Below are 15,442 nucleotides of genomic sequence, written 5' to 3'. Positions count from 1 at the left end.
CGATGACCTGAACTGAACGACCTAGGAAAAAACTTTATGTCTCAGACTCTGCAGAGCTTCCTCGCGAACCGTTGGGTTGGCGAACAACCGGCGCTTGCACTGAAAAGTGCACTGAACGGTGAAGTAGTTGCGTTCGCCCATCAAGAAAAGCCGGATTTCGCTGAAGCCGTAGATTTTGCTCGCCGCCGCGGCGCGGCGGGTCTCATGGCGTTGGACTTCCAGCAGCGTGCTCAGCGGCTTAAAGCTCTAGCTCTCTATCTAGCAGAACGCAAAGAGGAGTTGTACGCCATCTCCCATCATACCGGCGCGACTCGAGCGGACAGCTGGATCGATATCGAAGGCGGTAACGCCACGCTTTTCAGCTACACGGGCATGGGCACTCGCGAGCTGCCGTCTGGTAATGTGGTTCATGAAGGGCCTGCAATTTCTCTGGGCAAGCAGAATCGCTTCGCGGGTACCCATATTCTCGTACCGCGTGGAGGTGTGGCGGTACATATCAACGCCTTCAACTTCCCTATCTGGGGAATGCTTGAAAAGTTTGCTCCGACTTTCCTGGCGGGTATGCCTTGCATCATCAAACCAGCAACCTCGACCAGCTACCTGACTGAGGCTGCCGTACGTCTTATGCTGGAATCCGGCGTACTGCCTGAAGGAAGCCTGCAACTTGTGATTGGCTCGACCCACGATCTGCTTGATCAGTTGCAAGGGCAAGATGTGGTGACATTTACAGGGTCGGCGGACACTGCTGCCAAGCTCCGCGTACATCCAAATCTGATACGAAATAGTGTGCCGTTCAACGCCGAAGCCGATTCGCTTAACTGCGCAATCCTCGCTCCAGATGTCACACCCGAGCACGAAGAATTCGATTTGTTCGTCAAGGAAGTGGCGAAAGAAATGACCACGAAAGCCGGGCAAAAATGCACCGCTATTCGTCGTGTAATCGTCCCATCCAACCGCGTAGAAGCTGTAGCGGAGCGATTGAAGGCTCGCCTGAGTAAGGTGACTGTCGGTGACCCGTCTATTGAAGGTGTCCGTATGGGCGCATTAGCTTCTCACGATCAGTTTGACGATGTCGCACTGCGAGTTGAGGCTTTGCTAAACAGCAGTGAATTGCTGTTTGGGGGGGCTGATGCTTGCCAACCATTAGGTGATAACAGCGCCAGTGGGGCTTTCTTCTCTCCGACATTGTTGCTTAGCCGAGATCCACTCGCGCAAGGCGGTGCTCATGACATCGAAGCTTTTGGCCCAGTCAGCACACTCATGGGGTATTCCGACATCGAAGAGGCGTTGGCGTTGGCCGCTCGCGGTAAAGGTAGCCTGGTCACAACACTGGTGACACGGGATCATGCATTGGCTGCCAAAGCCGTACCGGCTCTGGCAGCTTGGCATGGCAGGGTGCATGTTCTTGATGGAGAAGCAGCCCCTGAGTCGACAGGGCATGGCTCACCTCTACCAATGCTGAAGCATGGTGGCCCGGGCCGAGCCGGCGGTGGCGAGGAATTAGGGGGCGTTCGAGCGGTCAAACATTACCTGCAACGCGCCGCGGTTCAAGGTTCGCCAACCATGTTGAGCTCCATCACCGGTGAATTCGTGCGTGGTGGCAGTGTTTACGAAAGTGATGTCCATCCTTTCCGCCGCTACTTTGACGAACTCAAAGTGGGTGAATCCCTGCTCACCCATCGCCGTACGGTAACAGAGGCTGATCTTGTTAATTTCGGCTGCCTTTCGGGCGACCACTTCTACATGCACTTCGACGAGATAGCCGCTAAGGAATCGCAGTTCGGCAAGCGTATCGCTCACGGTTACTTTGTTCTCAGTGCCGCAGCCGGTCTTTTTGTATCACCTGGAGTAGGCCCAGTTTTGGCCAACTACGGACTAGATACGTTACGTTTTATCAACCCGGTGGGTATCGGCGATACCATCCAGGCGCGATTGACGTGCAAACGCAAAATCGACCAAGGTAAAAAGAGCCCTGATGGTAAACCACAAGGTGTTGTTGCTTGGGACGTTGAGGTCACGAATCAAAATGGTGATGTCGTCGCCAGCTACGATATTCTTACTCTCGTTCTGAAATCTAAGTAAGGCAAAAAGGCCAACGATGTTGGCCTTTTTTCAGATTTTTTTCATACTGCACAGCTTAATTTAGACTTGTATGCGTGCTAAGTATTACCTTCCTAGGCGGATCTGAAGTTCACCGAAATGGTGATTGTGTGGCTTTACGTCAGCTTTCCTAGTTGCTATAAGTCTTGGCGAGCTATCTCTAGATAAATCTGATCTGCGTGAAAGAAAGCTAGGTTAGCTATAGTTTTTTTGCATCAACTCCCGAATTGTACCTGGCTGGCAGCACTAGATTTGACTAAGTCAAATATATAAAAAGGTGTAGGGTTGCTAGGTGGCAGATTTAAAGATGATAGATAATTTTTTGCTGGTCTGATCTATCAGGCTGTGGGCGTATGTTTTTTAAAAATAAGCCAAATAACTCACATATATAAATGTGCATGGTTCTGCAGGCTATAAAATAATCTGGGAGCAAACAATGAGGCGTCCTCTCTTCCGTTTTGGTGTTGGTGCGTGCCTGATCGGTAGTGCATTACCCGCGTTTGCGTTGCAGGTCACTGATAATCTGCAGATCGGGGCAGCAATACGCGCACGTGTAGATTATGATCCAGATCGAGATATCCAGAAGTTTAATTTTGACACATTTCGGCCTTACATTAATTACAACTCTGATACTTGGATTGCTTCCGCTAGGTACCGTTTTTACGGTAAAGCTTATCCCTATCAATATACAGAAAAATTTGGCGATATCTCCTTTCCTGAATATGCATGGGTTGGGTACAAGTTTGATGAGGATCGACAGGTACAGGTTGGTTTGAATCAAGTGCCCTTTGGTATTCTTCCATACTTTAGCAACACGATTACCGAAACGCTGGGCTACACACTTGGCTTGGAAGACCTTTATGAGGTTGGCGCAAAATATAAGCACAAGGTTGGTGACTGGGACATGCAGGCGGGTTACTACGTGCGTCCGGCTTGGCAAGGCAAAGGAACGAGCAAGGGAGGGGTAACCTACTCCAATGTTCCCTCTGACGCCGACAGCTATGTAGAAGAGGGTTCGAATAACCAGGAGCGTAATATGGTCGCGCTCCGGTTGGCGAAAACTGTAGATTTAGGTGGATGGAAAACGGAGTTGGGAGCGTCGGCTTTAACATCTGAGCTTCAAAATCGCGATACAGACGACAATGGTCGACGTAACGCATTAGCGTTGCACATGACGAGCTCTAAAGGGTCGTGGACAACAGGGTTATTAGCAGCGCGTCAACAAATGTCGCCTCGTAATCCTGGGAACGATGATCTGGTTACGCTGGGAGGTTATGACAGCAGTTACAATGTAGCGAGTCGTGGTACACTTCTGATGGCTGATCTAAATTACGATATCGGTGGAAAGTATCTGGATAATTGGATTAGTGGGGTTAAGTTATACGGTAATTACAGCGCATTTTTGAAGTCAGGGAATGGTTATGAGGATACCCAGAGATACATTGCCGGAACGTCGTTTATGGTTGGTAATTATGTATTTATAGCAACTGAATGGATTTTCGGTAAAAACGACCCATACGTCGGTGGTAGCAGTTACACGCAAAGCCTGGCAGCGGGTGGTTCAGATCAGTGGGAAAACCAGGTTCTGATGAATATCGGTTATTATTTCTAACAAAAAAACCCACGTAATACGTGGGTTTTTTTTAGTTTCGCTTTAGATAGCACTATTGATGGTTAGCGCATTGATACGTAGTTTATTGATTAGGCGATCCAGTTGAATCATCTCTTCGGACGAGAGTACGCCTAGCAGTTTTTGATTCGCATCGCTGTAGCGCTCAAATAAGCTTTTATATAGATCCCTGCCTTTGTCGGTCAGGATGACCTTTGCGAACCTAGCATTGTCCGGATTAGAGAGGCGCCGAAGATAACCTTCGCGCATCAGGGTACCAATGGTGCGGGATGTTTGGGCCATGTCGAGTTCGGCGTGCTGGGCCAATTGACTCACCGTTGATCCCTCTGACTCTGTCAGTGAGGCAATGATGCGCCAGCGTCGACGATTGATTCCAAATTCCTTTTTGCAGAGCGTCTCAGTGACGTGACCGCAATCTCGATAGACCAGGTACAGCCGATAATCGAGCATGTCCACCATCCGCTGAGGGTTAAAGATCCGGTCGTGCCCGGCAGGGGCCTTCGAATAGGCCTTCAATTGATCAACGTTCATGTGGCGTGCTCCAATTAAAGCAGTGAGCTTAATACCTAGCAATCCTTGTGCCGAACATGGCATCAGACAGTCCGAGGTTATTAAATCACTTGATTTATAAGGCGTGTAGGCCATTCTCGGATTTCGCGGGCGCGAGGGTGGGGCGCCACCAAAGGTAACGGTTACGTCGTTCGACCCTCACGAGTGCGCCTATAGTTACATTTCCTCGCATCGATGCAGATGAAGGCCATAAGGGGCTTGGTAGGGAAAGACGAATCAAAAAGGTGCGCGTTGCTTCGGAATGGCGCACGTCGCAGATCTGCAGGGTTGTGGCATCTGTCTTGGTTCTGAATCAGATATGACTTAGTCAAATCAGTCACGCGATCTTAAATTCGATCCATGCAAGGCGGGTGGCGTGAAACCAAAAGCGCTCCTAGCGATGCGCTTTGGAATTTTTGAAGGAAGTCTGAGATGAAAACTAAAACTCAAGTTGTCGTGATTGGTGGTGGCGTAATCGGTTGTTCTGTTTTGTACCACCTTACCAAATTCGGATGGCGGGACGTCATGCTGCTGGAGCGTAAAGTATTGACCGCTGGGTCGACTTGGCACGCCGCTGCTGGTTTCCACACGCTAAACGGCGATATGAACATGGCTCGCCTGCAGAGCTACACCATTGAACTCTATAAAGAGATTCAAGAGGTAGGTGACCAAGACGTTGGTATTCATATTCCAGGCGGTATCAGCATCGCCGCGACTCCTGAGCGCTGGGAATTTTTGCGCACGGAATACACTCGTCATAAATTCATGGGGATTGAGTCCCAACTGATCACCCCTTCGGAAATCGCTGCTGCCTGCCCTCTGGTCGACACCACCGATGTGCTCGGCGGCCTGTGGTTCAAAGACGAAGGCCACCTCGACCCCTACGGTTGTACCCAGGCCTATGCCCGTGCCGCGCGCAAGAATGGCGCTGAGATCCACCAGCAAACCAAGGTTGAAGAGCTGAATCAGCGCCCTGACGGCACTTGGGACGTTGTGACCGATAAAGGCACTATCCATGCTGAGCATGTAGTCAACGCCGCCGGCCTCTGGGCACGTGAAGTAGGGGCCATGGCAGGCGTTAAGTTGCCTTTGATCCCGATGGAACACCACTACCTCATCACTGAGGAAATCGCTGAGCTCAAAGCGTTCGGTAAAGAAATCCCGGTCATCGCCGACCTAGATGGCGAAATTTATATGCGCCAGGAGCACAACGGTGTGTTGCTAGGCGTTTATGAAAAGAACTGCCTGCCTTGGGCGCTCGACGGTACTCCATGGAGCTACGGTGAAAGCGATCTGCTGCCGCCCAACCTTGAGCGCTTGGAAGACGCCCTGCTCAAAGGTTTCGAGCGCTTCCCGTTGGTGGGTGAGGCCGGCATCAAGAAAATTGTCAACGGCCCGTTCACGTTCACTCCAGACGGTAACCCGGTCATCGGGCCAGTCCGTGGCAAACGCAATTACTGGGTTGCTGCCGGCTGCATGGCGGGCTTCAGCCAAGGCGGTGGCATTGGCCTGGCCCTGGCCCAGTGGATGATCGAAGGTGAACCGCACGACAACGTTTTCGCGATGGACGTCGCCCGTTACCCTAATCTGACCCAGAACTACGTAACCGCGAAGGCCAAGGAGTTCTACGGCAACCGCTTCTACCTGGCCAAACCTAACGAGCAGTGGCCGGCGGGCCGCCCGCTCAAGACGACTCCGATCTACGAAGATCAGAAAAAAGATAAGGCTATTTTCGGTGTGGGCTATGGCCTTGAAATGCCGATGTGGTTTGCGCCTGAAGGCGTGGACGCAGTCGAGATTCCGACGTTCCGTCGCTCGAACGCTTTTGAGCACGTAGCAGCAGAATGCAAGGCAGTCCGTGAACATGTGGGTGTGTTCGACGCGGCAAGCTTCGCCAAGTACGAAATCAGTGGCCCGAAAGCAGCCGACTGGTTGAATACCGTGTTCGCGAACCGCCTGCCTGATGTTGGCCGTGCCCGCCTTGCTCCGCTGCTGCTGGACTCCGGGCGGCTCAAGGGCGACCTGACCATGTTGCGACTGGCCGAAGACCGCTTTATGGTCACCGGCTCTGGTTACCTGCAGGAATGGCATCAGCGCTGGTTCGAGAAGCACCTTCCGAGCTCGGGCGTCGTGATCGACAACCGCAGCGAAACACTAATGGCCTTGGCCATTTCCGGCCCTAAAGCTCCTGCACTGTTGCGCGCAGCTTTTGGCCCGGCAGTGCTGAACGGCATGGAAAAAGTGCTTTCGGTTCGCGACGTCGAGCTCGGCTTCGCCCCTGGCCGCATCGCACGCATTGGATTGTCTGGTGAGCTGGGTTTCGAAGTCTACGTGGAAGCACAGTACCTGCCGACCGTTTACAAGGAACTGCTCGCCGCCGGCGAAGCGTTCGGGCTCACCAAGATCGGTGTGTGGGCATTGATGTCCCTGCGTCTTGAGAAGAGCTACGGGATTTGGAACCGCGAATACGCGACTGACTACACCGCAGCGGAAAGTGGCCTGGACTACTTCGTCGACTACGACAAGCCTTCGTTCATTGGCCGCGACGCAGCGCTGCGCGAGCGTGACAAGGGCCCATCCCGCCGTCTGGTCACGTTGGTTGTCGACGCAACGGATGCTGATCCGGCAGGTTTCGAGCCGATCTGGATCGGCGATCAACTTGCTGGCTACACCACCTCCGGTGGCTATGGCCATACGGTAGGCAAGAGCATTGCGATGGGTTATGTCGACGCAGACAAGATCGACGTCGATGCTCAGTACGGTGTAGATGTTCTGGGTGAGCGTCGCCAGGCCCGTGTGGTGCTTGAGTCGGTGTTCGACCCCTCTGGTGCCCGGATGCGCGCCTCCATCAATTCCTGACCCTTTAATGGCTTTAGCCCAGCGCTGTCCTTGGACAGCGCTGCGGTTCCCGCTACCTGAAATATGGAATCGAAGTGATGAAAATTCTAGTCGCTGTAAAGCGCGTCATTGATTACAACGTGAAGGTTCGAGTGAAAAGCGACGGCTCAGGCGTTGACCTGAGTGGCGTCAAAATGAGCCTTAACCCCTTTGACGAGATCGGAATCGAAGAAGCTGTTCGCCTAAAGGAGAAAGGGATCGCTACAGAAGTGATCGCAGTCACTTGCGGCACCCAGGCCTGCCAAGACGTTCTGCGCACTGCTTTGGCGCTCGGCGCCGATCGCGCGATCCTTGCGGAAACGGAAGTGGAGCTGCAGCCTTTGGCCGTAGCCAAGATTCTCAAAGGTCTGATCGCCAAGGAATCTCCTGACCTGGTAATTCTGGGCAAGCAAGCCATCGATGATGACTGCAACCAGACCGGCCAAATGCTTTCCGCTCTTCTGGGTTGGGGCCAGGCCACCTTCGCCAGCGCTGTGGAGCCTGCAGAAGGCTCTGTCTTGGTTACCCGCGAAATTGACGGTGGTATGGAGACTTTGCGCTTGCAACTCCCTGCTGTCATCACGACCGACCTGCGTCTCAATGAGCCTCGCTATGCAAGCCTGCCTAGCATCATGAAGGCTAAGAAAAAGCCTTTGGAATCCGTTGCTGCCAGCGACTTCGCCATTGATCTCTCTCCTCGTATCAAAACCGTATCAGTTGCTGAGCCTGCATCGCGTGGTGCAGGGGTCAAAGTCGCGAGCATCGGTGAGCTAGTCGATAAGCTCAAAAATGAAGCCAAGGTTATCTAAGGGGGAAGCACAATGTCTGTATTGGTCATAGCCGAGCACGAGTCCGGCGCTATCAAATCTGCGACCCTCAACAGCGTCGCTGCTGCTCTGCAAATCGACGCCGACGTTCATGTGCTGGTCGCAGGCCTTTCATGCGGCGCTGCCGCTGAACAAGCTGCAACGATCACTGGTGTCACTCAGGTCTTGCTGGCTGACGCTGCTGCCTACGAACATGCACTTGCCGAGAACCTCGCTCCTCTGGTCTCCGGCCTGGCCGATTCCTATTCCCACGTTGTCTTCAACGCGACGGCTCAAGGAAAGAACACCGCGCCCCGAGTTGCGGCTTTGCTGGATGTGGGCCAAGTCAGCGACATCACCAAGGTGATTTCCGTCGATACGTTTGAGCGTCCGATCTACGCCGGCAACGCTATTGCGACGGTACAGTCCACCGATTCAAAGATCGTACTTACTGTCCGCTCCACTGCATTTGATGCCGCAACCCATGGCGCTCCAGGTGCGTCAATTCAGTCCGTAGACACTGTCGAAGATCTGGGGCGCTCCGCGTTCGTGACTGCAAACACTATCTCCAGCGATCGTCCTGAGCTCATCTCGGCGAAGGTAATCGTCAGTGGTGGTCGTGCGCTGGGCAGCAGCGAAAGTTATCAGAAGGTGTTGACCCCCTTGGCTGAAAAGCTTGGCGCAGCAATGGGTGCCAGCCGAGCGGCAGTCGATGCGGGTTACGCACCAAACGATGCACAAGTGGGTCAGACCGGGAAAATTGTCGCGCCGGATCTATATATTGCCGTGGGTATCAGTGGCGCCATCCAACACTTGGCCGGCATGAAAGACTCTAAGGTCATTGTCGCCATCAACAGCGACCCTGACGCACCGATCTTCAACGTTGCCGATTATGGAATTGTTGGTGACTTGTATGATCTCGTTCCAGAGCTGGCTGCTGCGCTCTAAGGTGATCTGAGAATGGGTGTCGGGGTGGCCTGAATGGTCGCACTGTGTGGAAATGCAGATCGCTCCTAAACCTCTGGGCGCGCCTCGCGTTGCGAGACCGAGGCAGCCCCATCAATTTCACTACTGAGAAAGCAGGGAAGGGCGGTGCGATCCAGTTCTTCTAGGCGTGTTGGAATAGCCGCCTAGCCGATCCTTCCAGATCTCAAGCCAGGGCTGGCTGGTCTGAAAGCAGGGAAACGAAAAGATAGGCTGAATCATTAATGCCGTCTTAAGAGTGCTCGCTAGGCTCAGCTGCTGATAGCTAGATCGGCCGTCGGCATTGGTCTAATGAGGGGCAGCCTGACCAACTTTCAGCGGTTGTTGCGCCAGATCTTTATGTTCATGGTTCATCGTTGACAAGGCCCTGGGGCTCCGGGGCAGTGATCATGAGCTATCGCCACGCCCCGAGAAGCCCTCAACCAATCATCAATGAATCAGCGGATGGCCTACGGCCAAGGTTTGTAGAAACGCGCGCACATTGATTGAAGCTTCCTTCAAGCTGCACGAGATTTCTCCTCCTTTCCTCGTGCAGTCTTTTTTTCCTTACATGTTTGCGTAGTTTGGCCCACCTGAGCCTTCAGGAGGTGTCCAGGTAATGTTCTGGGCAGGGTCTTTGATGTCACACGTTTTGCAATGAACGCAGTTCTGCGCATTGATCTGAAAGCGTGGTGGTTCGATTTCCGATTCGATGATCTCGTAAACCCCTGCTGGACAGTATCGCTGGGCAGGTTCGGCATACGCCGGTAGATTCATTCCAACCGGAATTGACGGATCCGCGAGCTTCAGATGAATTGGCTGATTTTCCTCATGGTTGGTGTTCGAGAGAAACACCGACGAAGGCTTGTCAAAGCTCAGAACGCCGTCTGGCTTGGGATAATCGATCCTCGGCGAGTCATCGGCGTGGCGCAGCTGAGCATGATCCGGCTTGGTATCGTGGAGGGTGAATGGCAGCTTTCCGCCAAACCAATTCTGCTCAATGAAATTGAATGCGTTGCCCAGGTACATTCCAAACTTGTGTATCGCAGCGCCAAAGTTTCGGCTCTCGTAGAGTTCATCGTACAGCCAGCTGGCTCGGAACGCCTCGTTGTAGCTCTGTAGGTCAGCTTGAGGAGGAATTTCCAGTGCGAATGCTTCGATGATGCACTCAGCAGCAATCATCCCCGACTTCATCGCAGTGTGGCTGCCTTTGATCTTGGAAAAATTGAGTGTGCCTGCATCGCAGCCCACCAGCAGGCCGCCAGGGAAATGCATTTTCGGCAGTGAATTCAGACCGCCCTTACTGATGGCTCGAGCACCGTAAGAGACCCTGCGCCCACCCTTGAGGTACTTGGCTATGACTGGGTGGTGCTTGTAGCGTTGGAACTCGTGGAAGGGGGAGAGGTGAGGGTTGGTGTAGGACAGATCAACGATCAGCCCCACCACCACCTGATTACCTTCCAGGTGGTACAGGAAGGATCCGCCTGGGTTGCTGTCGTCCAACGGCCATCCTGCGGTATGAACTACTAGGCCAGGTTCATGCAGGCTAGAGTCAATGTCCCAAATTTCCTTTATCCCAATGCCGTAGTGTTGGGCGTCTGCATTACGAGCCAGGTCAAAACGCTGCTGCAATTGTTTTCCTAAATGACCCCGGCATCCTTCAGCGAATACGGTGTAGGTTGCCCTTAGCTCCATTCCTGGAGTGTACTGGCCTGGCTTTGGTTCACCATTTCGATCGATGCCCAAATCACCTGTTACGATCCCACGAACGATCCCTTCATCATCGATGATCGCTTCATGAGCAGAAAAACCGGGGTAGATCTCAACACCCAGCTCCTCTGCTTTTTGCGCCAACCACCGGCAGAGATTTCCAAGGGAAATTATGTAATTTCCATCGTTGTGCATTGTCTTTGGGATGAGCGCATGAGGTAGTTTTAGTGAACGAGTTTCATCTCTTAGTACATAGATGTCATCGCGCTTGACCGGCGTATGTAAAGGGGCGCCTGTATCTTTCCAATCTGGAAAAAGCTCATTGAGTGCTCGAGGCTCGAAAATTGCGCCGGAAAGAATATGAGCTCCGACCTCGGAGCCCTTCTCCACGACGCATACGGAAAGCTCTCTGCCCAACTGGTGTTCCATCTGTTTGAGTCGACAGGCTGTGGCAAGGCCAGCTGGCCCTGCGCCCACGATAACGACGTCAAACTCCATTTGTTCACGGTGCACTGCAAATTACCTCTTCTTTTTTATTAACTTCCCATTGTCCTCAGCTGTAGCCGAGATATCGGGTCGATTTGAAATTCAAAATCATCAGAGCGTTGACCAGGACACAGCCCAGCAGCGAATAGAAAACTGAGCTCCAAGGCGCCATCAGGCATGAGGTTAGAAGGATGCAAGTGTCGATACCCATCTGTGTCTTACCCGCGTTGATGCCGTACTTGGCTTGCCAGTGAAGGACTAAAATATTCACTCCGCCGAGACTTGCCCCGTGCCTGAACACCATGATGAACCCCAGGCCAATCAAACATCCGCCGATGAGGGAGGCGAATAATGGGTTGAGTTCGTTGAAGGAAATCCAGTGAGGCAGTTGGTCGGTAAAAAATGCTAGCGAGCTGATCGCTGTGACAGTACGCACGACAAATGCGAGTCCCATGCGTTTGTAACCCAGCCAGTAGAAGGGCAAGTTGATGATGAAAAAGGCCATCCCGATTGTCCAGCCGGTGAAATAGTGGGCAAGCAACGCCATACCGGTAGCACCACCGGTGATCAGCGTACACTTTGCGTACATATTCAGAGCCAGGGCGATCATGGCTGTCCCAGTTACGATGGCTTGGATATCTTCTAGAAACGAGTGCTTTAGCGTAGGTTCGGAACTATTCACACGGCCTCCGGTCTTTGCGAAGGTGATATATGTTCGTGTGGTACATTGAGTGGCGCTAACATGTGTCGACATCCGATTTTTCCGGTTTGAACAGGAAAGGTTTAAAGATTCTAGGACGATGCAATTGAAAGAGATTGGCTTGCATCGTTCTAGGTCTTAAGCAGTCGGTGACTAAAGGTCGAAGTCTTCTTGTTAGTTTTTTGTTGAATTTTAAAATGGCATGGGGGAATCAATAAATAGCCTGCCCGAAAAAATATTGAACTGGCTGTTTAGGGTTGCTCTTCGATATGCTCAACGTGCTTAGGAAACTACGTGGAGTTAATTCGATTCCACGCCACTCGAACGGAATTGGCCATAGACGACGTGGTCTATCCCAAGCCGCCCATAGATCTGAAAATTTAGCGCCCGTTATGGGGTGCGTTTCATCTTTAGCCACAATCGATAGCGGATATAGGACGTGCGCAGCTGACTGAATGTCTGGGTTAGGAAGTTCGATATCTTCCGCAGTCCCAACTTCCTCGCCGTACATAAGGATATCTATATCTAATGTGACTTCTGGCGAATTGCGTTGTCTTCCAGTTGCCAGCTCAATGTCTTTTATTTTTTTGACCAATGATGCCAATGACAGATTGCAACGTCCTCGGATGACCATGTTGAAAAACAAGTCATTTTTTATACCAACAGCTTCGCTCACGAACACGGGTGAAAAATCCATGTCTTCCATTAGCAAGCTTAGATTGTCCAGGCCCGTACGAATATTGCTATTGCCGTGAACGTTGCTGCCGAGGCCAAGGTATACGAGTACGGTGCTTTCTATGATTGAATGGCTCAATTCATCAACTCTCAATAATCAAGTCTGTCACCGGGCGATAGCAGCAGGCTAATGTCCAGCCTTGATCGGTCTCACCGTCCTCAAGTCCACCGTCATTTTGGCCTGTAACTTGGCCTTGAGTTACTTTGACTTTGCACGAGCCGCAGATGCCGGCTTCACACGAATAGGGGATGTAAACCCCCGCGTCCCGAGCTGCAGCTAAAAGAGTCTGGTCTCCCCGGCAATTGACCTTCGTTCCGTCGTTGGAGAACGTGATCGTATAATTCTCAAGCGTCGCTGTTTCATCGATATCACCGTAATGATGAGTGTCAACTTCAAAGCTTTCTTGGAAATATCGGTTGTTTGGTACACCTAGCGCTTGAGCTAGAGCTTGTACATGAGACATAAACCCATCAGGGCCACAGCAGAGTACTTGTCGTTCATGAAAGTCTGGTATGAGAATTTTAAGGCCTTCGGCGGTTAGCCGGCCGTGGACGCCACTCCAATTGTTTCCCCGACTAGGCTGCAGATGCAGCCTGAACCCGGGTTTCGTTGCGTAACCCTCAAGTTCTTTCACAAACAATAACTCACTGGCCTCGCTAGCACATTGGATGAACACAATATCCAAGGTGCAGCCACTTTCAGCTAACCAACGTGTCATTGATAAAACAGGAGTAATTCCTACACCACCTGCAAAGAAAGCATATTTTTCGGGTGTCTTTTCAGATACGTGAAATCTACCAGCAGGAGGCAGAGAATTGATTCGTACTCCAGGCAACATGTTTTGATGGAGCCAGGTAGAAACCTGGCCTCCTTCCTTGGATTTTACTGTAATGGCGAGTTCTTCTTGGGGGGCATCCCCCAATGGAGACGATGACAACGTATAGCATCGACGAACTGATACCCCATCAATCTCGATCAGAAGTGTGATGAACTGCCCCGCTAAGTAAGTGGGGAATTTACCAGCGGTAGTCGGTTTAAATTTGAACGTGCGCACACAAGACGACTCTTCATCGACGTGTGTACAAATTAGTTCGATAACGTTTGGGTCAGTGACCATCATTCAGCCCTTCACGCATTGCAGCTAGATACCAGTCCACAAACGCAAGCACGCCATATTCAAAATACTGAGAGTAAGGGCCCGGGCGGTAACTTGGAGAGTTAATACCCAGTTGATTATTTTCTGCCAAGGTTCGATCCTGGTCATTAGTCGCCAACCAGACCTTCGTCAACTTTTCCAAATCGTAATCGACGCCTTCGATGGCGTCTTTATGTACCATCCACTTCGTGGTGACTGCGGTGCGCTGAGCGTCTAGCGGCAATACACGAAAAGCTAGGGCATGGTCACCAAGTGCATGATTCCAAGTATTCGGAAAGTGCAGCAAGCGAACGGAGCCAACGTCAAAGTCAGGCAGGTCACCCATTAGCAATGAAGAAGCCGGTTGACCGTCCATTGTAAAAGACAAGCCTCGAGCCATAGGAACTCGAACGATTTGCCAACCACTATCGGTGTCTTTTTTCAACTTGTAGGGTAGATCTTGCGTTACCCAACGTTGCTCGTCCAATTGGCTTTTTTGAACGTATGCAGGGCTGCATTTGGGGTCGGTGGTGTCTTCGACCTCTGCAATTGTTTTGAGTAGTTCCGGGTGGCTACCTCCGCAGTGATAGCATTCGCGGTTATTCTCAACTACTAATTTCCAATTTGCATTTTCAATAATAGTTGACTCAAAGACCACTTTGCTATCGGACAAGTTGTGCGGCGCCAGATAAGGGGCAATTTCTTCTTTGAAAGTGTCGAACGAGCTTGGCTCAGACGCGAAGTTAATGAAGATGTATCCACCGACGGTTTCTACATGAATTGTGTTAAGACCGTGCTCACCTTTGTCGAAGTCATCTCCCATTTCCTTCGCGAACAGCAGTTTTCCTTGGCTGTCGTACGTCCATTGGTGGTAGGGACAGGTGAGGTTGCGTGATTTGCCTTTTTCCGCAGTGCAGATGCGAGAACCACGATGGCGGCATGTGTTATGGAAAGAGCGTATTGCTCCATCGTGGCTTCGGATGACGATCGCGGAGGCTTCTCCAATATCGAGCTTGAACCACATGCCCGGTTCGGCGATCTCACATTCCAATCCTGCAAAAATCCATTGTTGGAACCAAAGAGCCTGCAGCTCGGTTTTGAAAACCGCGGCATCCTTGTAGAACTCTTGAGCTAGCGAATAGCCTGGACGATGCTCAGTGATTAGACGTTCTACAACGCTTTTAGGGCAATCAGCTTTGGTGTTCATTCGTCACTCCTTTCAGCCCAGACTTAACGTCAGGCTATTTTTCTAATCAGCGGTAAATCACGATTGCGACGCAGCCGGTGCTAGACCAGGCGCGATGAGTTTTCCCAGCTGGACGTATGCAGTAATCGCCGGGTCGATACGATCCGTCGTCATCCTCAAAGAAGCCTTCGAGTACAAAAATCTCCTCGGACTCAGTCTCGTGAGCATGCGGATCAGTAAGTGTTCCAGGCTGCAGTCTCATCAGAACGGTGCGTGCTGCTTCTGACGCTTCATAGAGAGTCGCGTGCAATACGCCAGGGGTGCCCGTAGGGCGCCATTTAGTTTTGGTGAAATCCATGGAGCCACACCTTGTAGTGATCAATGGGTCTCTATGGGATTACCTTATCCAGCAAGAGCAGGTTTGTTTCAGTCAAATCTGTCCTCTCTCATTACCATCACTAAGAGGGGAACCCCTGTGCCCCTGAGCACACAGGATTCCCCCTACGAGCGAGGCTCACAATGACTTAAGGGCAAGCGTCTAAATCGGACGTTTCGCAGTGATCC

Annotated in this window: 12 protein-coding genes; 5 read left to right on the top strand and 7 right to left on the bottom strand. The window is 51.8% G+C overall.

The window, feature by feature from the left end; all coding sequences use genetic code 11:
* The first annotated feature begins 36 nt into the window (after positions 1-36).
* Together paaZ and ABIE16_RS12350 are read left to right on the top strand one after the other, a co-directional pair.
* On the top strand, positions 37-2,082 hold the full coding sequence (paaZ, locus tag ABIE16_RS12355) for a phenylacetic acid degradation bifunctional protein PaaZ (RefSeq protein WP_429521278.1): 2,046 nt from the start codon (positions 37-39) through the stop codon (positions 2,080-2,082).
* A 454-nt stretch (positions 2,083-2,536) separates the two neighbouring features.
* Complete coding sequence (locus ABIE16_RS12350; protein ID WP_429521277.1) at positions 2,537-3,712, top strand: porin; 1,176 nt, start codon at positions 2,537-2,539, stop codon at positions 3,710-3,712.
* A gap of 42 nt (positions 3,713-3,754) precedes the next feature.
* On the opposite strand, the gene ABIE16_RS12345 is transcribed toward ABIE16_RS12350, so the two are convergent.
* Positions 3,755-4,261: a MarR family winged helix-turn-helix transcriptional regulator gene (locus tag ABIE16_RS12345; RefSeq protein WP_429521276.1), complete on the bottom strand. Its 507-nt coding sequence runs from the start codon at positions 4,259-4,261 to the stop codon at positions 3,755-3,757.
* Between the two features lie 450 nt (positions 4,262-4,711).
* Here ABIE16_RS12345 and ABIE16_RS12340 point away from each other — a divergent pair, with 450 nt between their 5' ends.
* The 3 genes from ABIE16_RS12340 to ABIE16_RS12330 all read left to right on the top strand — a co-directional run bounded on the left by ABIE16_RS12340 (position 4,712) and on the right by ABIE16_RS12330 (position 8,910).
* Entirely contained in the window at positions 4,712-7,138 is a 2,427-nt protein-coding gene (locus ABIE16_RS12340; protein WP_429521275.1) for a GcvT family protein, read from the top strand.
* 77 nt (positions 7,139-7,215) lie between these two features.
* Positions 7,216-7,965 carry an electron transfer flavoprotein subunit beta/FixA family protein gene (locus tag ABIE16_RS12335; RefSeq protein WP_429521274.1) on the top strand — a complete coding sequence of 250 codons (750 nt, stop codon included), beginning with the start codon at positions 7,216-7,218 and terminating at the stop codon, positions 7,963-7,965.
* Between the two features lie 12 nt (positions 7,966-7,977).
* Positions 7,978-8,910 (top strand): electron transfer flavoprotein subunit alpha/FixB family protein, encoded by a 933-nt coding sequence (locus tag ABIE16_RS12330; RefSeq protein WP_429521273.1) that lies wholly within the window; start codon positions 7,978-7,980, stop codon positions 8,908-8,910.
* 582 nt (positions 8,911-9,492) lie between these two features.
* Here the strand turns inward: ABIE16_RS12330 and ABIE16_RS12325 are convergent.
* The 6 genes from ABIE16_RS12325 to ABIE16_RS12300 form a co-directional block, all read right to left on the bottom strand.
* The gene (locus ABIE16_RS12325) at positions 9,493-11,148 is read right to left on the bottom strand and encodes an electron transfer flavoprotein-ubiquinone oxidoreductase (protein ID WP_429521272.1); all 1,656 of its coding nucleotides are present in this window, start codon (positions 11,146-11,148) and stop codon (positions 9,493-9,495) included.
* A 40-nt stretch (positions 11,149-11,188) separates the two neighbouring features.
* Positions 11,189-11,803, bottom strand: coding sequence for a YitT family protein (locus ABIE16_RS12320; RefSeq protein WP_429521271.1), 615 nt, complete (start codon positions 11,801-11,803; stop codon positions 11,189-11,191).
* A 229-nt stretch (positions 11,804-12,032) separates the two neighbouring features.
* Entirely contained in the window at positions 12,033-12,635 is a 603-nt protein-coding gene (folK, locus tag ABIE16_RS12315) for a 2-amino-4-hydroxy-6-hydroxymethyldihydropteridine diphosphokinase (protein WP_429521270.1), read from the bottom strand.
* A gap of 4 nt (positions 12,636-12,639) precedes the next feature.
* The gene (locus tag ABIE16_RS12310) at positions 12,640-13,677 is read right to left on the bottom strand and encodes a 2Fe-2S iron-sulfur cluster-binding protein (RefSeq protein ID WP_429521269.1); all 1,038 of its coding nucleotides are present in this window, start codon (positions 13,675-13,677) and stop codon (positions 12,640-12,642) included.
* Entirely contained in the window at positions 13,664-14,899 is a 1,236-nt protein-coding gene (locus ABIE16_RS12305; RefSeq protein WP_429521268.1) for an aromatic ring-hydroxylating oxygenase subunit alpha, read from the bottom strand. Before ABIE16_RS12305 ends, ABIE16_RS12310 begins: the two co-directional genes overlap by 14 nt.
* A 46-nt stretch (positions 14,900-14,945) precedes the next feature.
* The gene (locus ABIE16_RS12300; protein ID WP_429521267.1) at positions 14,946-15,236 is read right to left on the bottom strand and encodes a cupin domain-containing protein; all 291 of its coding nucleotides are present in this window, start codon (positions 15,234-15,236) and stop codon (positions 14,946-14,948) included.
* Positions 15,237-15,442: the final 206 nt, after the last annotated feature.

The organism is Pseudomonas sp. 2725 (assembly GCF_050434585.1).
Taxonomy (GTDB): Bacteria; Pseudomonadota; Gammaproteobacteria; order Pseudomonadales; family Pseudomonadaceae; genus Aquipseudomonas; species Aquipseudomonas jessenii.
The sequence above is the reverse complement of the archived record's forward strand: the minus strand, read 5'-3'. Positions and strand labels throughout refer to the sequence as shown.